The sequence below is a fragment of the Actinomadura sp. NEAU-AAG7 genome, from assembly GCF_018603865.1.
GTDB lineage: Bacteria > Actinomycetota > Actinomycetes > Streptosporangiales > Streptosporangiaceae > Spirillospora > Spirillospora litoris.
In genome coordinates this window covers 328,154-349,460 of record NZ_JAHFZY010000007.1, presented here as the reverse complement: position 1 = coordinate 349,460, position 21,307 = coordinate 328,154, and the positions used below count along the sequence as shown (strand labels likewise).

Annotated in this window: 18 protein-coding genes; 17 read left to right on the top strand and 1 reads right to left on the bottom strand. The window is 73.7% G+C overall.

Going from position 1 to position 21,307, the window contains the following annotated elements; translation table 11 throughout:
• Positions 1 to 50: 50 nt before the first annotated feature.
• The 11 genes from KLI87_RS31005 (at position 51) to KLI87_RS30955 (ending at position 13,966) form a co-directional block, all read left to right on the top strand.
• Positions 51 to 752: a response regulator transcription factor gene (locus KLI87_RS31005; RefSeq protein WP_214619886.1), complete on the top strand. Its 702-nt coding sequence runs from the start codon at positions 51 to 53 to the stop codon at positions 750 to 752.
• Positions 749 to 1,723: a HAMP domain-containing sensor histidine kinase gene (locus tag KLI87_RS40545; RefSeq protein WP_214619885.1), complete on the top strand. Its 975-nt coding sequence runs from the start codon at positions 749 to 751 to the stop codon at positions 1,721 to 1,723. The genes KLI87_RS31005 and KLI87_RS40545 overlap by 4 nt, the downstream gene beginning before the upstream one ends.
• Before the next feature lie 121 nt (positions 1,724 to 1,844).
• The gene (locus KLI87_RS30995; RefSeq protein ID WP_214619884.1) at positions 1,845 to 3,155 is read left to right on the top strand and encodes a phosphodiester glycosidase family protein; all 1,311 of its coding nucleotides are present in this window, start codon (positions 1,845 to 1,847) and stop codon (positions 3,153 to 3,155) included.
• Positions 3,156 to 3,398: 243 nt separating this feature from the next.
• On the top strand, positions 3,399 to 4,160 hold the full coding sequence (locus KLI87_RS30990) for a DeoR/GlpR family DNA-binding transcription regulator (protein WP_214619883.1): 762 nt from the start codon (positions 3,399 to 3,401) through the stop codon (positions 4,158 to 4,160).
• Positions 4,157 to 5,527 (top strand): 6-phospho-beta-glucosidase, encoded by a 1,371-nt coding sequence (locus tag KLI87_RS30985; RefSeq protein WP_156218664.1) that lies wholly within the window; start codon positions 4,157 to 4,159, stop codon positions 5,525 to 5,527. The genes KLI87_RS30990 and KLI87_RS30985 overlap by 4 nt, the downstream gene beginning before the upstream one ends.
• Positions 5,528 to 5,544: 17 nt before the next feature.
• A complete protein-coding gene (locus KLI87_RS30980; protein ID WP_214619882.1) occupies positions 5,545 to 6,678 on the top strand; it encodes a glycoside hydrolase family 76 protein in 1,134 nt (377 codons plus the stop codon).
• A gap of 118 nt (positions 6,679 to 6,796) precedes the next feature.
• Positions 6,797 to 8,029: a carbohydrate kinase family protein gene (locus tag KLI87_RS30975; RefSeq protein WP_214619881.1), complete on the top strand. Its 1,233-nt coding sequence runs from the start codon at positions 6,797 to 6,799 to the stop codon at positions 8,027 to 8,029.
• 49 nt (positions 8,030 to 8,078) lie between these two features.
• Complete coding sequence (locus tag KLI87_RS30970) at positions 8,079 to 9,437, top strand: extracellular solute-binding protein (protein ID WP_156218662.1); 1,359 nt, start codon at positions 8,079 to 8,081, stop codon at positions 9,435 to 9,437.
• 33 nt (positions 9,438 to 9,470) lie between these two features.
• Entirely contained in the window at positions 9,471 to 10,445 is a 975-nt protein-coding gene (locus KLI87_RS30965) for a carbohydrate ABC transporter permease (RefSeq protein ID WP_156218661.1), read from the top strand.
• Complete coding sequence (locus KLI87_RS30960) at positions 10,442 to 11,236, top strand: carbohydrate ABC transporter permease (protein WP_156218660.1); 795 nt, start codon at positions 10,442 to 10,444, stop codon at positions 11,234 to 11,236. The genes KLI87_RS30965 and KLI87_RS30960 overlap by 4 nt, the downstream gene beginning before the upstream one ends.
• A 21-nt stretch (positions 11,237 to 11,257) precedes the next feature.
• Positions 11,258 to 13,966 carry a sugar-binding protein gene (locus KLI87_RS30955; protein ID WP_156218659.1) on the top strand — a complete coding sequence of 903 codons (2,709 nt, stop codon included), beginning with the start codon at positions 11,258 to 11,260 and terminating at the stop codon, positions 13,964 to 13,966.
• A 51-nt stretch (positions 13,967 to 14,017) separates the two neighbouring features.
• Here the strand turns inward: KLI87_RS30955 and KLI87_RS30950 are convergent, their stop codons facing one another.
• Entirely contained in the window at positions 14,018 to 14,755 is a 738-nt protein-coding gene (locus KLI87_RS30950; protein ID WP_308166328.1) for a GntR family transcriptional regulator, read from the bottom strand.
• A gap of 141 nt (positions 14,756 to 14,896) precedes the next feature.
• On the opposite strand from KLI87_RS30950, the gene KLI87_RS30945 reads away from it, so the two are divergent.
• The 6 genes from KLI87_RS30945 to iolD are packed head-to-tail and all read left to right on the top strand — an operon-like array spanning position 14,897 to position 21,263.
• Positions 14,897 to 15,889: a Gfo/Idh/MocA family oxidoreductase gene (locus tag KLI87_RS30945; RefSeq protein ID WP_214619880.1), complete on the top strand. Its 993-nt coding sequence runs from the start codon at positions 14,897 to 14,899 to the stop codon at positions 15,887 to 15,889.
• Positions 15,886 to 16,752: a TIM barrel protein gene (locus tag KLI87_RS30940; protein ID WP_214619879.1), complete on the top strand. Its 867-nt coding sequence runs from the start codon at positions 15,886 to 15,888 to the stop codon at positions 16,750 to 16,752. The genes KLI87_RS30945 and KLI87_RS30940 overlap by 4 nt, the downstream gene beginning before the upstream one ends.
• On the top strand, positions 16,749 to 17,702 hold the full coding sequence (gene iolC / locus KLI87_RS30935) for a 5-dehydro-2-deoxygluconokinase (protein WP_214619878.1): 954 nt from the start codon (positions 16,749 to 16,751) through the stop codon (positions 17,700 to 17,702). The genes KLI87_RS30940 and iolC overlap by 4 nt, the downstream gene beginning before the upstream one ends.
• Positions 17,699 to 18,577, top strand: coding sequence for an aldolase (locus tag KLI87_RS30930; protein WP_156218655.1), 879 nt, complete (start codon positions 17,699 to 17,701; stop codon positions 18,575 to 18,577). The genes iolC and KLI87_RS30930 overlap by 4 nt, the downstream gene beginning before the upstream one ends.
• A complete protein-coding gene (iolB, locus tag KLI87_RS30925) occupies positions 18,574 to 19,440 on the top strand; it encodes a 5-deoxy-glucuronate isomerase (RefSeq protein ID WP_308166326.1) in 867 nt (288 codons plus the stop codon). Before KLI87_RS30930 ends, iolB begins: the two co-directional genes overlap by 4 nt.
• Positions 19,437 to 21,263, top strand: a complete 1,827-nt coding sequence (gene iolD / locus KLI87_RS30920; protein WP_156218653.1) for a 3D-(3,5/4)-trihydroxycyclohexane-1,2-dione acylhydrolase (decyclizing) — start codon at positions 19,437 to 19,439, stop codon at positions 21,261 to 21,263. The genes iolB and iolD overlap by 4 nt, the downstream gene beginning before the upstream one ends.
• Positions 21,264 to 21,307: the final 44 nt, after the last annotated feature.

The window sequence follows — 21,307 nt, the reverse complement described above, 5'->3', positions numbered from 1 at the left end:
AATTGCCCTCAAGGCTGGCGGTTTCCTGATCACGGTGCGACCGTGGCCTCGTGTCCGCGCCAACGGAAACCGCCAGCCGGGTGCGGCAGCGCGCCGCGGACCGGCTGCTCATCGTCGAGGACGACGGGGAGCTCGGCCGGATGCTCGCGGGCCTGTTCGCCGAGCAGGGGTACGCGGTCGACCTCGCGCCCGACGGGCAGCGCGGCCTGCACCTCGCGCTCGGCCACGACCATGACGCGATCATCGTCGACCGCGGCCTGCCGGACGCCGACGGCATCGAGCTGGTGCTGCGGCTGCGCCGCCGCGCCTGCACGGTTCCGGTGCTCGTGCTGAGCGCGGCGGGCAGCGTCGCCGACCGGGTCGCGGGCCTGGACGCGGGCGCCGAGGACTACCTGGTCAAGCCGTTCGACGTCGAGGAGCTGCTGGCCCGCGTCCGGGCGCTGCTGCGCCGCCACCTGGACCGGGCGGGGCAGTTCCCGCTCGGCGCGGGCTGGTTCGACGCCGACAACCGGGTCGTCGCGCTGCCGACCGGCGAGCAGGTGCCGCTGTCGGGCCGCGAGGCGCGGCTGCTGCGCGCCCTCGCGACCCGCCCGCGCCAGGTGCACACCCGCGCCGTCCTGCGCCAGCACGTGTTCGATGGCGCCCGGACCGAGTCGATCGTCGACACCTACGTCTACTACCTGCGCGGCAAGCTCGGCGACAGCGTCGTGCACACGGTGCGCGGCGTCGGCTACCGGGTGGGGGAGCTGTGACGGCCGCCGACCTGGAGCGGAGCCTGCTCGCCCGGACGCGGCGCCTGGTCACCCTCCAGGTCGCCGCCGGGGTCTCCGCGCCGCTCCTGCTGGCGTGGGCGCTCTCGCACCGCGCGATCGCGGACGGCCCGCCCGAGCCCACGCTCTGCGGCGGGGACGCGGCGGAGGCGCGCCGCCGGATCCGCCGGGCGCTCGCCGCCGCCGAGGTGGCGGGCCTGCTGGCCGCGCCGCTGGCCGGCCACCTGCTCGCCCGCCGCGCGCTCGCCCCGCTCGGCGACGCGCTCGACCGGCGGGCGCGCCTGGCCGCCGACGCCGGGCACGAGCTGCGCGCCCCGCTGAGCCGCCTGCACCTGCGCGCCCAGCTCCTCGCCCGCAGGCTCCAGCCCGGCACCGACGTGGCCGACGACATGGAGCGCCTCGTCGTCGGCACCCGGCAGCTCGGCGAGGTCCTGGACGACGTGCTGCGCGCGTCCCGTCCCGCCCGGGGGCGGGAGGAGGGCGCCCCGGTCGACCTGGCCGCGCTCGCCGAGGAGGAGGCGGCGGCGGAGAAGGCCAGGGCCGAGGCGCGCGGCGTGACGATCGACGTGCTGCGGCGCGGGGACGACCACCTCGTCCGGGGCACCGAACCCGCCCTGCGCCGCGTGGTGACCGCGCTGCTCGACAACGCGGTGCGGCACGCCGAGGAGAACGTGCGCGTGATGGTGGCGCGCGGACCGTCCGGGCTGGTGGAGTTGACCGTGCAGGACGACGGCGCCGGGCTCGACCCGCGCGACGCCGGCCGCTACCTCACGCGCTTCACCGGCGCCCACGCGGAGGGGTTCGGGCTCGGCCTGGCCCTCGCCCGCGAGGTCGTGGACGCGCACGACGGCACGCTCACCGTGGCGGGGCGTCCCGGCGCGGGCGCGGCGTTCACCGTCCGCCTCCACGGGCCCGGGTCACGTCGGCGCACGCGGATCTTCGATCACTGTTGACTCCGATCCCACCGTCGCTTCACCTCGCGCACGCCATGATCGGCAGGCTTCGTGATCGCTGAGAAAGGCGTGGTGAACTGTGAGAACGCCCCTGTTGAGACCGTCCGGACCGAGGGTGCCCGTGCGGCTCCCCGCGGTACGGAGGTTCGCGGCCGCGCTGGCGGCCGCCGGTTCCGTGGTCGCGCTCTGCGCCGCCCCGGCGTCCGCCGGCGGGCCGCGCCCGCCGGACGTCGACGGCGCGGGCTCGGGCGAGCGGCCGGACGCGCGGTCGGCGACCCTCGCGCCCGCCGACCCCGGGGCGGTCGACCCGCCGCGCTACACCTCCACGACGCGGCTGGCGCCCGGGGTCGTGTTCAGGACGTTCGAGACGTCCTCCCCGGCCGGGCCCGTGCTCGGCGACCTGCTGGACGTCGACCTGCGCGACCCCCGGGTGCGCGTCGGCCTGCTGTCCCCGGGCGCGGTCGCCGCGCGCGGTACCGTCTCCCAGATGGCGAACGCCCGGCAGGCGCTGGCCGGGGTGAACGGCGACTTCTTCAACATCAGCGAGACGCACCCGGGCGTCACCCCGACCGGGTCGGCGTCCGGCCCCGAGATCGAGGAGGGGAGGGCGCTCAAGGCCGCCGTGCCCGACAAGCAGCGGTTCGGGCCCGGACTGCCGCCCGGCACGTCCGCCGAGGACGTCATCGCGGTCACCGACGACCACCGCGCCCGTGTGACCCGGCTGCACCTGGTCGGGACGGTCCGCGCGCGCCACCTCGACCTCCCGCTGCGCGGGCTCAACCAGTACGCGCTGCCGCAGGGCTCCGCCGGGGCGTTCACCAGCGAGTGGGGCACGGTGTCGCGGCTGCGCGCGGTCTGCGGCAGCGACGCGCGCCGCGACGACCCGTGCGACACCGACACCGCCGAGGTCACGCTGGAGCGCGGCGTCGTCACCAAGGTGACCGACTCGATCGGCGAGGGCGCGATCCCGCCCGGCACGACCGTGCTGGTCGGACGCGGCGCGGCGGCCGACACGCTGCGCACGCTGACCCCCGGCGAGCGGGTCGGCGTCCGCTACCGGTTCGCCAGTGCCAAGCGGGTGAGCTTCGCGGTGGGCGGCTTCCCGATCCTGCGCGACGGCGAGCCGCTCGCCGGGCTCGACCCGAAGGGCCCGGCGCCGCGCACCGCCGCCGGCGCCAGCCGCGACGGCCGCCACCTCTACCTGATGGTCGTGGACGGGCGGTCGCAGCGCAGCGCGGGCCTGACCGTCGCCGAGCTGGCCGCCCTGCTTGACAAGGCCGGAGTGGACGACGGGGTCAACCTGGACGGCGGCGGCTCCTCCACGTTCGTGGCCCGTGGCAGCGAGGAACCGGCCGTGACCGTGCGGAACGTCCCCTCGGACGGGGTCGAGCGCGCGGTCGCCAACGGAATCGGGGTCTTCGTCCGTCCTTGACTTTTCCGCGCCCTCCGTCCGGGTCTGACCAGTCAGCTTGACCGGGGGGCGGCGGTGGACCGCCCACGGAATCGCCCGTGGGCGGTTCACTCGTTTGTGGAACGTTCCCACGATTGACACGCAACCCTGACTCGACCGCGCCCCTGACCGAGTTCACGCACGTCAGAAGGGTTCTTGACCGACTTCAAGCAAATTCACAGTGACAGATGACCGAAGTCGTGCAGAAGTGTTACGTTCCCCTGCGTGACATCGAGCAAGCGTCGTGCGCAGATCGTGTCCTCCCTGCGCACGAAGGGGGCCGCCTCCGTCAAGGAGCTGGCGGAGACGCTCCAGGTGAGCGAGTCGACGATCCGTCGTGATCTCGACGTGCTGGACCGCAACGGCGAACTCGTGCGCACCTACGGGGGAGCGGCGCTCTCCCCGCAGGCGGCGGCGCCCGAGATCTCGTTCGCGGCGTCCGCGGAACGTGACAGCGCCGAGAAGGAGGCGGTCGCCGAGCGCGCCGCCGCCCTCGTCGAGGACGACATGGTCGTCGTGCTCGACATCGGCACCAGCACCCGGCTGATCGCGCGGCACCTGCGCGGCCGCCCGGTCACGGTGATCACCGCCAACCTGGCGGTGCTGGACGAGCTGCGCGACGACGAGGCCGTCCGGGTGTGCCTGCTCGGCGGCGTCGTCCGGCGCAACTACCTCTCGCTCGTGGGGTCGCTGACCGAGGCGGCGCTCCGCCAGGTCAGCTCCGACCTCGTGTTCCTGAGCTGTACCGGCGTGCGCCCGAACGGCCACGTCGTGGACGACATGGAGATCGAGACGCAGATCAAACGCTCCATGATCGAGGCCGCCGACCAGGTGGTGCTCGTCGCGTCCGAGGCCAAGTTCCCCGGCACCGGCTCGCTGCGCGTGTGCTCCCTCGCGCAGATCGACACGCTGGTCACCACCGCCGGTGCCGACCCGAAGACTCTTGAGCTCTGCCGGCAGGCGGGCGGGAAGGTTGTCATCGCATGAAGCTGGCCATTCTCGGGGGCGGCGGTTTCCGGGTGCCCTACGTGTACCAGGCGCTGCTGAACGACCACGGCTCCCCGCGCATCGAGGAGGTCTGGCTCCAGGACTCCGACCCCGGTCGGCTGGAGGCGATGGCGGCGGTCCTCGCCACGTTCGCCGAGGGCGTCGAGGGCGCGCCCGCCGTCTACACCAGCACGGGTCTCGACAAGGCGCTGGAGGGTGCCGACTTCGTCTTCGCCGCCGTGCGGGTCGGCGGCCTCGCCGGACGGGTGTGCGACGAGCGCGTGGCGCTCGACCTGAACGTGCTCGGGCAGGAGACCACCGGCCCCGGCGGCCTCGCCTACGGGCTGCGCACGATCCCGGTCATGGTCGACATCGCCGAGCGGGTGAAGGCGCTCGCGCCGAGCGCCTACGTCATCAACTTCACCAACCCCGCCGGGATGATCACCGAGGCGATGCGGGCGGTGCTGGGCGACCGGGTCCTCGGCGTCTGCGACACCCCGTCCGGGCTCGGCACCCGCGTCGCCGCCGCGCTCGGCCTGGACCCCGCTCGCCTCCAGCTCGACTACGTGGGCCTGAACCACCTCGGCTGGATGCGCCGCATCCTGCACGACGGCGTCGACGTCCTGCCCCGCATGCTCGCCGACGACGCGCTGCTCGGCTCGCTGGAGGAGGGCGTCGTCTTCGGCCGCGAGTGGCTGCGCGACCTCGGCGTGATCCCCAACGAGTACCTGTACTACTACTACTTCAACCGCGAGGCGGTGCGCGCCACCCTGGACGCGCCGCAGACGCGCGGCGAGTTCCTCGCCACCCAGCAGGCGGCGTTCTACGAGCGGATCGCGGCGGCGTCCGGCGGCGCTGCGCTGGAGCTGTGGCGCGAGACCGTCGCCTCCCGCAGCGCCAGCTACATGGCCGAGATGAAGGGCGCCGAGACCGGCGAGGCCTTGGAGGACCACGCCGGGGTGGACCCGGTGGACGAGGGCTACGCCGGGGTCGCGCTCAGCGTGATGGCCGCGATCAGCCGCAACGAGCCCGCCCGGATGATCCTGAACGTCCGCAACGGCTCCACCGTCACCGCCCTGCCCGGGGACGCCGTCGTCGAGGTGCCCGTCACCGTGGACGCCAACGGGATCCACCCGCTCGTCCTGGAGCAGCCCGACCTGCACCAGACCGGGCTCATGCAGCAGATGAAGGCCGTCGAGCGGCTCACGATCAGCGCGGCGCTCACCGGCTCGCGGGCCGACGCCGTCAAGGCGTTCGCGCTGCACCCCCTCGTCGACTCGGCCACGCTCGGCCGCAAGCTGCTCGACGGCTACATCGACCGCATCCCCGAGGTGGCGGCGGTCTTCACCCCCGGCGGCCGGCCGTGACCCCCCGGCGGCGACCGGTGACCCGGGGCCCGCGCGGGAGCCGCCTGCTCGCGGCCGCCCTCGCGGCCGTGGTGGCGGCGGCGCTGCTCGCGGTCGTCCCGGCCGCGCAGGCGGCGCCGGGCGCGCACGGGTCGCGGCCCGCGCGGGACCGTGCCAGGGCCGCGGCCGCCGTGGACGCGATGATGCGGTTCTACGACCGCGGGTCCGGCCGCTGGCAGCCCGAGTCGCCGTGGTGGCAGTCGGGCAACGCCCTCCAGGCCCTGCTCGACTACATGGCCGAGACGGGCTCGACCCGCTACATGCCGCAGGTGCGCAACACGATCGAGCAGCAGCGCAAGCCGCTGCCGTGGTGGCCCGAGGGCGGCGGCGAGTTCCGCGCCGACTCCACCGACGACACCGGCTGGTGGGCCCTCGCGATGGTCCGCGTGTACGACCTCACCCGCGACCGGCGCTACCTCGACATCGCCGAGACCGACGAGCGCTACATCCGCGAGTACTGGGACGACACGTGCGGTGGCGGCGTCTGGTGGGACATCCCCGGCAGGTCGTACAAGAACGCGATCAGCCTGGAGCTGTACTTCAAGCTGCTGGCGTCCCTGCACAACCGCGTCCGGGGCGACCGGGTGTACCTCGCCCGCGCCAAGGAGGCGTGGCGCTGGTTCGAGCGCAGCGGCATGATCAACAACGAGAACCTGGTCAACGACGGACTCACCACGCAGGACGGCGGCTGCGCCAGCAACCACGGCACCACCTGGACCTACAACCAGGGCGTCGTGCTCGGCGGGCTCGCCGAGCTGTACAAGGCGACCCGCGACCGGAAGCTGCTGGCCTCTGCCCGGCGCATCGCCGACGCGGTGATCAGGAGCCCGGAGCTGTCGCCCCGGGGCGTCCTGACCGAGCCGTGCGAGCCCGCCGGCACCTGCAACGCCGACCAGGCGTCGTTCAAGGGCATCTTCGCCCGCAACCTCGCCGAGCTGGACGCCGTCCTGCCCGGCCACCCCTACCGGGGCTACCTGCGCGCGCAGGCGGCGTCCCTGTACGAGCACGGGCGCAGCGGCGACCAGTACGGGCTGAGCTGGACCGGTCCCTTCGACCGCGCCGACATCGCCCGCCAGGAGTCGGCCGTGTCCCTGCTCACCGCCGTCCTGTGACCAGGACACCCCCTGCCCCTGCCACCCCCGCGAACACCACCCCCGACAGCACCACCCCCGACAGCACCACCCCAGCCCGCACCACCATCAGCACCGACGGACCTCGTGAGGAGGCGTCATGACAGCAGAGACCCTTAACGGGGCGGATCCGGCCGCGGACGCGGGACGGGGCGAGGCCGCGGCGCCCGGGCGCCCGCCCGAGCCATCACTCGCCGACCCGTGCGCCGAGCGCGGCCTGGCCGGCGAGCTGCTTCGCCGGGACGCCGAGGAGGGCGAGCAGCCCGGGCTGGACGTGTTCCTGTCCGGCCAGGTCTTCATGGACATGATCTTCACCGGGCTGCCCGGCCTGCCGCCGCCCGGGACCGAGCTGTTCACCGACGGCCTCGGCTCCGCGCCCGGCGGGATCGCCAACATCGCGGTCGCGATGAGCAGGCTCGGCCTGCGCGTCGGGTTGGCGGCGCCGTTCGGCGACGACCTGTTCGGCGCCTACCTGTGGCGGACCCTCGCCGAGCAGGAGGGCGTCGACCTCGGCCACTCCCGCCGGGTCACGGCCTGGCCGACGCCGGTGACGGTGTCGCTGGCCTACGACTCCGACCGCAGCATGGTCACCTACGCCAAGCCCATGCCGGACCTCGCGTCCGGCACGGGCGACGGAACGGGCGACGGGACGGGCGACGCGGGGGAGGCGGTGCTCGGCTCCCCGCCGCCGCCCGCGCGGGCCTGCTTCGTCGACATCGAGCGCCCGGTGCCGGGCTGGGCGAAGGAGATGCGCAAGGCCGGCACCACCGTGTTCGCCGACCTCGGCTGGGACGCGACCGAGACCTGGTCGAGCGAGGTGCTCGACCGGCTGGAGGACGTGGACGTGTTCCTGCCGAACGCCGTGGAGGCCATGGCCTACACCCGCACCGGCTCGCCGGAGGAGGCGGCGCGCGCGCTGTCCGCGCGGGTCCCCGTCGTTGTGGTCAAGCGCGGCGGCGACGGCGCGATCGCGATCGACTCCGCCACCGGCGAGGTCGCCGAGACGACCGCGCTGCCGGTGGAGGCGCTCGACGCGACCGGCGCCGGGGACGTGTTCGCCGCCGGGTTCCTGTTCGGGACGCTCGCCGGGCTGCCGCTCGCCGAGCGGCTGCGGTTCGCGAACCTGTGCGCGGGCCTGTCGGTCCGGCACCGCAGCGGCTCGCTCGGGGCGCCCTGCTGGGGCGAGATCGCCGCGTTCGGCGAGTCCGGCGAGGTCCCCGAGGCCGAACTCGAACCGTACGCCTTCGTCGTGGACTACATCCCCGACTCGGCGTCGGAGACCGTCGTCCGGGCCGAGCCCACCCTCCGGGCCGACCTGCAGCAGCCGTCCTGAACGCGGCCGAGAGAACCGCGCAGGATCAGTAAGAGAGAAGGGAGCCGCTATGCCGGCACTGATGAGGCGGGGAGCGGTCGCGACCGCCGCCGCCCTGGTGACCGCCCTCGCCGCCGCGTGCGCGCCGGGCGGGTCCAGTGACAAGCCCGCCGACAAGGCGCCAGCGGCGGTCAGCACCGACGTCGCGGGGGCGGGCAACGTGACGCTCACCGTCTGGGACCAGGAGGTCCAGGGCGGGATGAAGGAGCAGATCGAGACGCTCAACAAGCGGTTCGAGGCCAAGTACCCCAACGTCAAGATCAACCGGGTCTCGCGCTCGTTCAGCGACCTGCAGAAGACGCTGCGGCTCGCGCTGTCGGGCGGCAACCCGCCCGACGTCGTCGAGGCCAACCAGGGCTACGCGGCGATGGCGCAGTTCGTCAAGGCCGGCATGCTGCTGCCGCTCGACTCCTACGACCAGGTGTACGGGTGGAAGAAGCGCTTCCCCAAGGGCCTGATGGACCTCAACAGCGTCACCGACGACGGCAAGCTGATCGGGTCGGGCAAGCTGTACGGCGTCTCGCTCAACGGTGAGATCGTCGGGCTCTACTACAACAAGGAGAAGCTCGCCAAGCTCGGCATCCAGCCGCCGAAGACGTGGGCGGAGTTCGAGCAGGCGCTCGCGACCGCGAAGAACAAGGGCGAGGTCCCGGTCGCGTTCGGCAACGTCGAGAAGCTGCCGGCCATGCAGCTCTACGGCCTCCTCCAGGACGGCCTGACCGACAAGGAGTCCGTCCGCAAGCTGGTGTTCGGCAGCGGCGGCTCCTGGAGCGACGGCCCGAACGTCCAGGCGGCGCAGCGGCTGTCGGACTGGGCGAAGAAGGGCTACCTCACCAAGAACGCCAACTCCATCAAGTGGGACGACACGCCCGTGAACTTCGCCAAGGGCGACGGCGTGTTCATGTTCGGCGGCACCTGGTGGGCGCCCGACCTCAACGACCGGATGAAGGAGAAGGTCGGCTTCATGCTGCCGCCCGCCTCCCAGGCCGGCGCGCCGGTGGCGACGATGGGCGGCGAGAGCCTGCCGTGGTCGATCACGGCGAAGACCAAGCACCCGGACGTGGCCGCCGCCTACATCAACTTCATCACCTCGCCGGAGGCGATGGACGTCGCGGTGGAGACCGGCAGCCTGCCGGTGCTGCCCGCCCCGTCCAAGCAGCCCTCCGCGCCGCTGATGAAGGAGGTGCTGACGGCCTGGACCGAGCTCAGCAAGAACGACGGCACCACGCCCTACATCGACTACGCCACCCCCACCTTCACCGACGCGTTCGGCGGCCCGCTCCAGGAGCTCGTCGCCGGCAAGAAGTCGGCGGAGGCCGTTATGAAGGCGGCCCAGGACGACTACACCGCCTTCCAGAAGAAGAAGTGACCGGGCCGACACGGAGATAGAGGGAGCCCGCACATGACGACCGTCGCGCGGCACAAGACCGCGAGGAAGCGGAGCGAACCGGCGGACACGCGCGCGGCCGGGCGCCCGGGGGGCCGGTACGGGGGCCGGCCCCCCGGGGAGCCCCGGGCGATCGGGTGGCTGTACGTCCTGCCCGCCCTGCTGGTGTACGGGGGGTTCCTGTTGTGGCCGCTGATACGCGGCGCGCAGTTCTCGCTGTACGACTGGGACGGCCTCGGGACGGCGGAGTGGGCGGGCCTCTCCAACTACACCAGTACTTGGACCGATCCAGCGCTGCGCGGCGCCTTCGGGCACCTGCTGGTCCTCATCGTGTTCTACTCGGTCTTCCCGTGCTGCATCGCGTTCGTGCTGGTCGGCGCGATGTCCCGGACGAAGATCCGCGGTCTGGTGTTCTTCCGGACCGTGCTGTTCCTGCCGCAGGTGATCGCGATGGTCGCGGTCGCGGTGGCGTGGCGGTGGGTGTACTCCGAGGACGGCCCGATCAACACCGTCCTCGGCTGGCTGCACAGCGCGGGCCTGCCCGACTGGCGGCACGGCTGGCTCGGCGACTTCACCTTCGCGCTGCCCGCCGTCGGCCTCGTCGGGACGTGGGTCGGGATCGGGCTGGCGCTGGTGCTGTTCCTCGCCGGGGTGCAGAAGATCCCGAGGGAGCTGTACGAGGCGGCGCGGATCGACGGCGCCGGCGCCGTCCGTGAGTTCCTCACCGTCACGCTGCCCGCGCTGCGCCGCGAGCTGGCGGTGGCGCTGACGCTGACCACGATCATGGCGATCCGCAACTTCGACCTGATCTACATGGCCACCGAGGGCGGGCCGGGCGACGCCACGAAGGTGCCCGCCTACGAGGTCTACAACCGCACGTTCAACACCGGCGAGGTCGGGCTCGGATGCGCCATCGGCGTGACGCTGGCGGTGCTGGCCTTCGCCGTCACCGCCGGGATCGGCCGCCTGGTGGAAGGGAAGGACGCATGAACCCGCGGGGGGAACGGATCTTCAACCACGCGCTCCTCGCCGTGTTCGCGGTGATCGCGGTGTTCCCGATGATCGGCGTGGTGACGCAGGCGCTGAAGCTGCCGGACGACGTGGACTTCTCCTCGTTCGGCACGGCCTGGCGGGAGGGGCACTTCGCCACCTACCTGCGCAACAGCCTCATCGTCACCGCGTGCACCGTCGTGATCGCGGCGATCCTGTCGATCATGGCCGGATACGCGCTCGGCGCGATGAGGTTCCGGGGTGCCTCGGCGCTGTTCCTGGTCTTTCTCGCCGGATTGACGATCCCGACCGAGGCGGTCGTCGTGCCGCTCTATTTCGACCTCCGGTCGATGGGCCTCGACAACACCTATGCCGGGCTGATCCTGCCGCAGGTCGCGATGTCGGTCGCGTTCGGCACGTTCTGGATGCGCGCCTACTTCCGCAGCATCCCGCCCTCCCTGCTGGAGGCCGCGCGCATCGACGGCGCGTCGAGCTGGACCACGCTGTGGCGGGTGCTGGTACCGATCGGCCGCCCCGCCATCCTCACCATGCTGCTGCTCACCACCATGTGGACCTGGAACGAGTTCCTGCTCCCGCTGGTGATCATCAATTCGGACGAGGCGCTGCGCACCGCGCCTCTCGGTCTGTCCTTCTTCCAGGGCACGCACAAGACCGACTACTCGCTGCTCATGGCGGGCGCGCTCATCATCGCCGCGCCCATCGTGATCGTTTATGTCTTCCTGCAACGACAGTTCATCGCAGGAATGCTCTCGGGGGCCATCAAGGAGTAGGGAAAGTAAAGGAGAGTTCACTTGCGAAGACTCGCCCTACCCGCCGTCCTTTCCGCCGCGCTCGCGGCGTCCGCCCTCGCGTTGGCGTCCCCGCCCGCGCAGGCGGCGCCCGCACCGGCCGGCGCGCCGTCCGCACCGGGCGGCGCCCCGTCCGGTGACGGGAGGCTGGACGTCCTGTTCGTCGGGGCCCACCCCGACGACGAGGCCGGGACGCTGTCCACGCTCGGCCAGTGGAACGAGTTCGACAAGGCCAGGACCGGCGTCCTCACCGTCACGCGCGGCGAGGGCGGCGGCAACGCGTCCGGGAACGAGGAGGGGCCACCGCTCGGCCTGCTCCGTGAGAACGAGGAGCGGCGCGCCGTCGGCAAGGCGGGCGTCACCGACATCCACTACCTCGACAAGGTCGACTTCTACTACACGGTGAGCACCCCGCTCACCGCGAAGACCTGGGACCACGACAAGTCGCTGGAGAAGGTCGTCCGGCTGGTCCGCGAGACGCGGCCCAAGGTGATCGTCACCATGGTGCCCGCGCCGCTGCCGGGCCAGCACGGCAACCACCAGATGGCGGCGCGCCTGGCGACCGAGGCCTACTTCGCCGCGGCCGACCCGAAGGCGTACCCCGCGCAGCTCCGCGAGGAGGGGCTGAGCACCTGGGCGCCCGGACGGATCTTCCAGACCGGCGGCGCGTCCGGGCCCACGGGCGCCGCGTGCGCCACCGACCTGAAGCCGTCCCGGCCGGGGACGCTCGTGCGCGGCGTGTGGGGAGGCCGCGCGTCCGCCCGCAACGGCGGCAAGACGTGGGCGCAGGTCGAGCGCGAGGCCCAGCGCACCTACGTGAGCCAGGGCTGGGGCGGTTTCCCGGACGTGCCGTCCGACCCGTCCAAGATCGGCTGTGACTTCTTCACCCAGATCCACAGCCGGGCGCCGTTCACGCTGGGCAACACGGGCCCGACGGCGATGCTGGAGGGCGCGGTGCTGCCGGGCAAGGGCGGGCTTCCGCTCGGCACCGGCTTCTCACTGACCACCCAGTCGCTCGGGGTCACGCCCGGCGCCGGGTTCAAGGTGACCGCTCATGCCGTCGCGGAGCGCTCGCTGCGCGGGGCGAAGGCCGCGCTGTCGGTCCCCGCCGGTTGGAAGGTCGCGGGTTCGGGCGACCTCGGCACGGTGGGCACGAAGGAGCGGACCGCGACGTTCACGGTCACGCCTCCGGCCGGGACCGCCGCCGGGCGCGTCCAGCTCGCCGCGACCCTCACCGCCGGGAAGGCCACGGGCCAGGCCACGACGCAGGTCGAAGTGCAGCCCGCCGTCACCGGGACGATGGAGCCGCTGCCGCGCGTCTCCGACTTCGACTCCTGGGCGGCCAAGACCGGCGTCCAGTCCCTCACCGGGCAGGTCAAGCCGGTGCTGTCGCTGGCGTCCGGCAAGTCCCGCAAGGTCCGGGTGGACCTCGCGAACACGACCGCGTCCGCCCAGTCGGGCACGGTCCGGCTCGACCTGCCGAAGGGCTTCGCGGCCGACGAGCCGTCCAAGCCCTACACGCTCGCGGCCGGCGCCAAGGGCTCGGCCACCTTCACCGTCACCAACACCGACGCCTCGCTGCCCACCTCCAACGAGGGCGGCACCGGCGGCGACTACGACGTGACCATCACGACGACGCCGTCCTCGGGCGCCGCCGACGTGCAGAAGGGCGGCCTGGAGCTCGTCCCGACCTCCGTCCTGCCGAAGGCGGCCGGCGCCCCGGCCGTGGACGGCAAGGAGGCGGCCGGCGAGTACCCCGGACCCGAGCTGAACCTCTCCCGCGTGTGGGAGGGCGACGCGTGCGCCTCGGCGGACGACTGCTCGGCGACCGGCAAGGTCACCTGGACCGACGACGCGCTGTACCTGCTCGTCAAGGTCCGTGACGACAAGCAGGGGACCGTGCTCGGCGCGGACGACTGCAAGCGGCACTGGCGGAGCGACTCGGTCGAGATCGCGATCGACCCGCGCGGCGACTCCGAGAACACCTCCACCACGTTCAAGACCGGCATCTTCCCCCGGATGTCCGACGGCAAGCCGTGCTTCGAGCGCGACGCCGACGCGCACCAGGGCGGGCCCGAGACCGCGCCCGGGATGCAGGTGGCCTCGACGGTCGCCGACCCCTACGACGGGTACGTGATCGAGACGAAGATCCCCTTCAAGGCGCTGCCGACCGCCGTGGACCCGGCGCGGATGGGCCTGAACATCTTCGTGTACGACTCCGACACCCAGGACAAGACCGGCCAGACCCGTATCGGCTGGTCCACCTGGGGCGGCGTGCAGGGCGACCCGTACCGCTGGGGCCTGGTGTCCCTGCCCGGGCACACCCCGCCCGCCGGGATGCCGACCACGCCTCCGGAGCCGGTCATGCCGACCGACGCGGCGTCCTCGGTGAACTCGCCGGAGTCGATCCTGCAGGCCGTGCGGACGGGCGTCCCGCTCGCCGCCGGCCCCGAAGCGCCCCGCTCGGACACGGCGCGGATCACCGGGAGGCCGAAGCCCTCCGGCGGTTCGGTCAGCGTCAGGCTGCGGGCCACCGGGCCCGGCACGGCGAACCTCCAGGTGTGGGACGGCAAGGTGCTCGGCACGAAGAAGGTCGAGATCACCCGCGCGGGCGTCCAGACCGTGGCGGTCCCGGGCACGAGCGGCGTGGTGACCCTCGCCTTCGAGGCGCGGAAGGGGGGCACGGCGAGCGACGTCGCCAGCATCAGGTGACATGACACCGTCGCGCCGGGTCGCGGGTTCGCGGCCCGGCGCGGCGGTGCCCTACTTGCCGACGAGCGTGTGCGAGAAGGCGTAGCGGTCCGCGCGGTAGACGTGGGTGCCGAACTCGACGGCGGCGCCCGTGTCGTCGTAGGCGGTGCGGGTCATCGTGAGCAGCGGCGTGCCGCGCCGCTCGTCGAGCAGCCGCGCCTCGGCCGTGGTCGCGGCGCGCGCGCCGATCGTCTGGTGCGCGATCCGCAGGTTCACGCCCGCGTCCCGGAGCGTCTCGTACAGGCCGTGCTCGGTGAGCCGCTCGGCGGTGACCTCGACGAGGCCCGCCGGGAGGTGGTTGGTCATCAGCGCGAGCGGCTCGCCGCCGGCGAGCCGCAGCCGGTGCACCCGCAGCACCTCGGTGCCCGCCGCGACGCCGAGCTGCCCCGCGACCTCCTCGGACGCGGCGACCGGGCCGAGCGCCAGCACCTTGGTGCCGGGCTCGGCCCCGGCGGCGGCGAGGTCGTCGTAGAGGCTGGACAGCTCGATCGGCCGCCGCACCCGGGGCTGGACGACCTGCGTGCCGACCCCGCGCCTGCGCACGACCAGGCCCTTGTCCACCAGGTGCTGGATCGCCTGCCGGACGGTCGGCCGCGACAGCCGGTACCGGGCCGCCAGCTCCAGCTCGTTCTCCAGCCGCGTGCCGGGCGGCAGATCGCCCGCCCGGATGGCCTCCTCAAGCTGGCGGGCCACCTGGAAGTAGAGCGGGACGGGGCTGCCGCGATCCAGCTTCACGGTGGGTCCGTGCACGTCAGGACTCCTTCGCCTTGATCGCGACGAGGATAGCGGACGCGGTCTCGGTAGGGGCTAAAGTCCTTATGTCAGGACATACTGTTGACAGAAATTGGAGCGTTCCATGAAACTCGGCAGAGGCAACGGGAGGGGGACCGTATGAGGGTCGGGCTGGCCGGTGTGGGCCGGATCGGGGCCGGGCACGCGGAGACGCTGCGCGGCCTGGTCGAGGAGGTGGTCGTCGCCGACGCGGACGCCGGGCGTGCGCGCGAGGTGGCCGACAAGCTCGGCGTGGACCGGTCCGACTCCGTCGACGCGCTGTTCGGCGCCGGGCTGGACGCGCTGGTGGTCGCCACGCCGACCGCCGCGCACGCGCCGCTGGTGGTGCGCGCGGTCGAGGCGGGCCTGCCCGTGTTCGTCGAGAAGCCGGTCGCGGCCGACCTCGATGGAACGATCCAGACGCTGGCGGCCGTCCGGGACTCGGGGGTTTCGGTCCAGGTCGGATTCCAGCGCCGCTTCGACCCCGGGCACGTCGCCGCGCGCGACGCGGTCCGCTCGGGCAGGCTGGGCTGGGTGCACACCGTCCGCTCGCTCACCCTCGACCCGGCGCCGCCGCCGGACGCCTACATCCCGACCTCGGGCGGGCTGTTCCGGGACTGCTCGGTGCACGACTTCGACGCCGTCCGCTTCGTCACCGGCCGCGCCGTCACCGAGGTCACCGCGGCCGGCGCCCAGCGCGGCGCGCCGGTGTTCGCCGAGTCCGGCGACGTCTCGACCGGCTCGGCCGTCCTCACCCTGGACGACGGCACGCTCGCGGTCGTCTCCGCGAGCCGCTACAACGCGGCCGGGTACGACGTCCGCCTGGAGGTCCTCGGCTCCGAGGACGGCGTGGTCGTCGGCCTGGACGACCGCACCCCGCTCGCCCCGTCCGGGGTGGGCTTCCGCCCCGCGGGCCCGCCGCACACCGGGTTCCTGGAGCGCTTCGCCGACGCCTACGCCGCCGAGCTGCGCGCGTTCGTCGACATGGTGAACGCGGGTACGGAGAGCCCATGTCCACCCGAAGAGAGCCTGGAGGCGTTCTACGTGGCCGAGGCATGTGACATCTCCCGCCGCGAACGGCGCACCGTCACGATCGAGGAGGTCCGGCGATGATCGCCGCGTCCCGTGTCGCCGCCGCCCCGATCTCCTGGGGCGTCTGCGAGGTCCCCGGCTGGGGCCACCAGCTCGCCGCCGGGCGCGTCCTGGCCGAGATGCGCGACCTCGGCGTCGCCGCGACCGAGTTCGGACCCGACGGGTTCCTCCCGTCCGACCCGGGGGAGCGGGCGGCGCTGCTCGGCTCCTACGGGCTGCGGCCCGTGGGCGGGTTCGTCCCGCTCGTCCTGCACGACCCCGGCCGCGACCCGCTGCCGGAGCTGTCGCGCGCGCTCGACTCGTTCGGTGAGCCCGGCGCCACCGTCGTGCTCGCCGCCACCACCGGCCTGGACGGCTACGACGAGCGGCCCGTCCTCGGCCCCGAGCACTGGAGCGCCCTGCTCACCAACCTCGGCCGCGCCACCGGGCACGCCGCCGATCGCGGCCACCGCGCGGTGCTGCACCCGCACGTCGGCACGGTCGTGGAGACCCGCGAGGAGGTCGGCCGCGTGCTGGACGGCTCGGACGCCGCGCTCTGCCTGGACACCGGGCACCTGCTCATCGGCGGCACCGACCCGCTGGAGCTGGCCCGCGCGTCCGCCGGCCGCGTCGCGCACGTCCATCTGAAGGACGTGGACGCCGCGCTGGCCCGGCGCGTCCAGACCGGCGGCATCGGCTACACCGCCGCCGTCCGAGAGGGGATCTACCGCCCGCTCGGGCAGGGCGACATCGACATCACCGGCATCATCGACGCGCTGGAGGGCGTGGGCTACAACGGCTGGTACGTGCTGGAGCAGGACATGGTCCTGGACGCCGAGCCCGACCCGTCCGCCGGTCCCGCCCGCGACGTCCGCGCCTGCCTCGACTTCCTGGCCGCGGCATGACGCACGACCTGATCACCATGGGGCGGGTCAGCGTCGACGTCTACCCGCTCCAGACCGGCGTCCCGCTGGAGGAGGTCGAGTCGTTCGGCAAGTACCTCGGCGGCAGCCCGACCAACGTCGCGGTCGCCGCCGCCCGGTACGGCCACCGGACGGCCGTCATCACGCGCACCGGAGCCGACCCGTTCGGCCGCTTCGTCCACCGCGCGCTCGCCGGGTACGGGGTGGACGACCGGTTCGTCACCGACGTCCCCGGGCTCCCGACGCCGCTGGCGTTCTGCGAGATCTTCCCGCCCGACGACTTCCCGCTGTACTTCTACCGCTACCCCAAGGCGCCCGACCTGGAGATCCACGGCCACGAGCTGGACCTCGACGCGATCGCCGGGGCGCGGATCTTCTGGGCGACCGTCACGGGCCTGTCGCAGGAGCCCAGCCACGGCAGCACGCTCGCCGCGATGGCCGCGAACACCGGCACGACCGTCCTGGACCTGGACTGGCGCCCGATGTTCTGGGAGTCGCGGGACGAGGCGCGCGAGCGCGTCGGCCGCGCCCTCGACCACGCCACCGTGGCGATCGGGAACCTGGAGGAGTGCGAGCTGGCCGTCGGCGAGCGCGAGCCGCACGCCGCCGCGCGGGCGCTGCTGGAGCGCGGCGTGTCGATCGCCATCGTCAAGCAGGGGCCGCGCGGCACGCTGGCCGCCACGGGCGAGGAGGTCGTCGAGGTGCCGCCGACGCCGGTCGAGGTCGTCAACGGCCTCGGCGCGGGCGACGCGTTCGGCGGCGCCGTCTGCCACGGCCTGCTGGACGGCTGGGACCTCGCCCGCACGCTCCGCTTCGCGAGCGCCGCCGGGGCGCTGGTCGCCTCCCGCCTGGCCTGCGCCGACGCGATGCCCACCGAACCGGAGGTCGAGGAACTGATGGAGAAGACCCAGCAGGGGGAGGCGCTGCGTTGACCGGGACCTTCGCCGAACGGCTCGCCGGCGTGATCGAGACGCGCGCGACGCGGCCCGGGGCGGTCGCGGAGGCCGCCGCGAACCGGCGGCGGCCGGCCGCGCCGCCCGCCCGGCTGATGATCATCGCGGCGGACCATCCGGCGCGCGGCGCGCTGCGCGCCGGGGACGACCCGCTCGCCATGGGCGACCGGGGCCGGCTGCTGGAGCGGATGTGCGCCGCGCTCGCCCGTCCCGGCGTGGACGGCGTGCTCGGCACCCCCGACGTCATCGAGGACCTGCTGCTCCTCGGCGCGCTGGACGGCAAGGTCGTGCTCGGGTCGATGAACCGGGGCGGGCTCGCGGGCTCGGCGTTCGAGATCGACGACCGGTTCACCGGGTACACCCCGGCCGCGATCGCGGCGGCCGGGCTGGACGGCGGCAAGATGCTGCTGCGCGTCGACCTGGAGGACCCGGCGACCGCGCGGACGCTGGAGTCGTGCGCGCACGCGGTCACGGGCCTCGCCGAGCACGGGCTGATGGCGATGGTGGAGCCGTTCCTGTCGACGCGGGCGGGCGGCGGGAGGGTCCGCAACGTGCTGACGCCGGAGGCGATGATCCAGGTGATGTCGATCGCCTCGGGGCTCGGCGCGACGTCGGCCCACACGTGGCTGAAGGTCCCGGTGGTGGACCGGATGGAGGAGGTCATGGCGGCTTCGACGCTGCCCGCCGTCCTGCTCGGCGGCGAGGTGCCCGCCGATCCGGACGCGGCGCTCGCCGGATGGGCGAAGGCGCTGGCGCTGCCGTCCGTCCGCGGCCTGGTGGTGGGGCGCACGCTGCTGTACCCGCCGGACGACGACGTCGCCGCCGCCGTGGACGCCGCGGTGGGGCTGCTGTGAGCGCCCCGGAGGTCTCGCTGGAGATCACGCCGGACGGCGCGGGCTGGACGTACTCGGGCCTGCGCGTCCTCACGCTCGCGCCGGGGGAGGAGGCGGTGCTGGAGACCGGCGGCGCCGAGACCCTCGTGCTGCCGCTCGCCGGGTCGTGCGCGGTCACCATCGAGGCGGACGGCGGCACGGAGACCTTCGACCTCGAAGGCCGTCCCGACGTGTTCTCCCGGGTGACCGACTTCGCCTACGCGCCCCGCGACGCGGCACTGCGGGTCGTCTCGCGGGACGGCGGGCGGTTCGCGCTGCCCTCGGCCCGCTGCGAGCGGCGGCTGCGGCCCCGCTACGGCCCGGCCGAGGACGTGCCGGTCGAGCTGCGCGGGGCCGGGCGGATGGCGCGGCAGGTCACCAACTTCTGCACGCCGGACGCGTTCGAGGCCGACCGGCTGATCGCCTGCGAGGTGCTGACGCCGGGCGGCAACTGGTCGTCCTACCCGCCGCACAAGCACGACGAGGACACCCCGGACGAGTCCGTGCTGGAGGAGATCTACTACTTCGAGGTCGCGGACGCGCCGGACGGCGGCCCCGGCATGGGCTACCAGCGCGTCTACGGCAGCACCGACGTGCTGGAGGAGGTCCGCACCGGCGACGCGGTGCTGATCCCGCACGGCTGGCACGGCCCGTCGATGGCGGTGCCCGGCTACGACCTGTACTACCTGAACGTGATGGCGGGACCGGGCGAGCGCGTCTGGAAGATCTGCGACGACCCGGCGCACGCCTGGATCCGCGGCACCTGGCCGGACCTGCCGCCCGACCCGAGGCTGCCGATGACGTCGGCGGCCGGACGCCGCGGGCACCTGGAGGGAGAACGATGACCGCGACCGAGCGGCTCACCGTCGGGCAGGCGGTCGTCCGCTTCCTGGCGAACCAGTGGACCGAGCGCGACGGCGAGCGCCGCCGCTTCTTCGCCGGCTGCTTCGGCATCTTCGGCCACGGCAACGTGGCGGGCCTCGGCCAGGCGCTGCTCCAGGACGACTCCCTGCCCTACCGCGCCGCGCGCAACGAGCAGGCGATGGTGCACGCGGCGGTCGGGTACGCGCGGATGCACGACCGGCTCCGCGCGTACGCGTGCACGACGTCGGTCGGGCCGGGCGCGACGAACATGGTCACGGGCGCGGCGCTCGCGACGATCAACCGGATCCCGGTGCTGCTGCTGCCCGGCGACGTGTTCGCGACCCGGGTCGCGAACCCGGTGCTCCAGGAGCTGGAGGACGCGCGGTCCTACGACGTGTCGGTGAACGACTGCTTCAAGCCGGTGTCGCGGTACTGGGACCGGATCAACCGTCCCGAGCAGCTCCCCGCCGCGCTGCTCGCGGCCATGCGGGTGCTGACCGACCCGGCCGAGACCGGCGCGGTCACGCTCGCGCTGCCGCAGGACGTGCAGGCCGAGGCGCACGACTGGCCGGTGGAGCTGTTCGCCGAGCGGACCTGGCGGGTCCCGCGCGCCGTCCCCGAGCCCGCCGCGCTGGAGGAGGCGGCGGCGCTGCTGCGGACGGCCGAGCGGCCGCTGATCGTCGCGGGCGGCGGCGCCATCTACTCCGGCGCGACCGCCGAGCTGGCCGCGCTCGCCGCCGAGACCGGCATCCCGGTCGCGGAGACGCAGGCGGGCAAGGGCTCGCTGCCGTGGGACCACCCCGCCTCGGTCGGCGCGGTCGGCGCGACGGGCACGACCGCCGCCAACGCGCTGGCCCGCGAGGCCGACGTCGTGCTCGGCGTCGGCACCCGCTACAGCGACTTCACCACCGGCTCGCGGACGGCGTTCGCGCGCCCCGGCGTCCGGTTCGTGAACCTCAACGTCGCCGCGCCGGACACCGCCAAGCACGCGGGCGTCCCGCTGCTCGCCGACGCCCGCGCCGGGCTCGCCGCGCTGCGGGTCGCGCTGGGCGGCCACGCGGTCGCCGCGTCCTACCGGCGGGAGACCGCCGCGCTGGCCGGGCGCTGGAACGCCGCCGTCGACCACGCCTACGGCCTCGGCCACGGCCCGCTCCCGGCCCAGTCGGAGATCATCGGCATCGTCAACGAGGTGAGCGGACCGCGCGACGTCGTGGTGTGCGCGGCCGGGTCGATGCCCGGCGACCTGCACAAGCTGTGGCGGACGCGCGACCCGAAGGGCTACCACGTCGAGTACGGCTACTCCTGCATGGGCTACGAGATCGCCGGTGGCCTCGGCGTGAAGCTCGCCGCGCCCGACCGGGAGGTGTTCGTCCTCGTCGGCGACGGCTCGTACCTGATGATGGCGCAGGAGCTGGTCACCGCCGTCGCGGACGGCGTGAAGCTCGTCGTCGTGCTCGTCCAGAACCACGGGTTCGCCTCGATCGGCAACCTGTCGGAGTCGGTCGGCGCGGAGCGCTTCGGCACCCGGTTCCGGCTGCCCGGCGACCTCGCCGCGAACGCCGCCGCGCTCGGCGCCGACGTGCTGCGCGCCACCACCGCCGGCGAGTTCCGCACCGCGCTCACGCGGGCGCGGGACTCGTCCCGGACGACGGTCGTGCACGTGGAGACGGACCCGACCGTGCCCGCGCCCGACAGCGAGTCCTGGTGGGACGTGCCGGTCGCGGAGGTCTCGACGCTGGAGTCCACGGCGCGGGCCCGCGCCGTCTACGAGGAGGGCAAGAAGGCGCAGCGCCCCCTGATCTGAAGGTTTTCCGAGTTCTGAGCGGGCCCGCCCCTGGCGGGCCCGCC

Excerpts from the sequence above, each read along its gene's own strand:
- KLI87_RS30945 (WP_214619880.1), top strand. The coding sequence starts at position 14,897 with ATGAGGGTCGGGCTGGCCGGTGTGGGCCGGATCGGGGCCGGGCACGCG.
- KLI87_RS30985 (WP_156218664.1), top strand. The coding sequence starts at position 4,157 with ATGAAGCTGGCCATTCTCGGGGGCGGCGGTTTCCGGGTGCCCTACGTG.
- KLI87_RS30965 (WP_156218661.1), top strand. The coding sequence starts at position 9,471 with ATGACGACCGTCGCGCGGCACAAGACCGCGAGGAAGCGGAGCGAACCG.
- iolC (WP_214619878.1), top strand. The coding sequence starts at position 16,749 with ATGACGCACGACCTGATCACCATGGGGCGGGTCAGCGTCGACGTCTAC.
- KLI87_RS30975 (WP_214619881.1), top strand. The coding sequence starts at position 6,797 with ATGACAGCAGAGACCCTTAACGGGGCGGATCCGGCCGCGGACGCGGGA.
- iolD (WP_156218653.1), top strand. The coding sequence starts at position 19,437 with ATGACCGCGACCGAGCGGCTCACCGTCGGGCAGGCGGTCGTCCGCTTC.
- KLI87_RS30940 (WP_214619879.1), top strand. The coding sequence starts at position 15,886 with ATGATCGCCGCGTCCCGTGTCGCCGCCGCCCCGATCTCCTGGGGCGTC.
- KLI87_RS30960 (WP_156218660.1), top strand. The coding sequence starts at position 10,442 with ATGAACCCGCGGGGGGAACGGATCTTCAACCACGCGCTCCTCGCCGTG.
- KLI87_RS30970 (WP_156218662.1), top strand. The coding sequence starts at position 8,079 with ATGCCGGCACTGATGAGGCGGGGAGCGGTCGCGACCGCCGCCGCCCTG.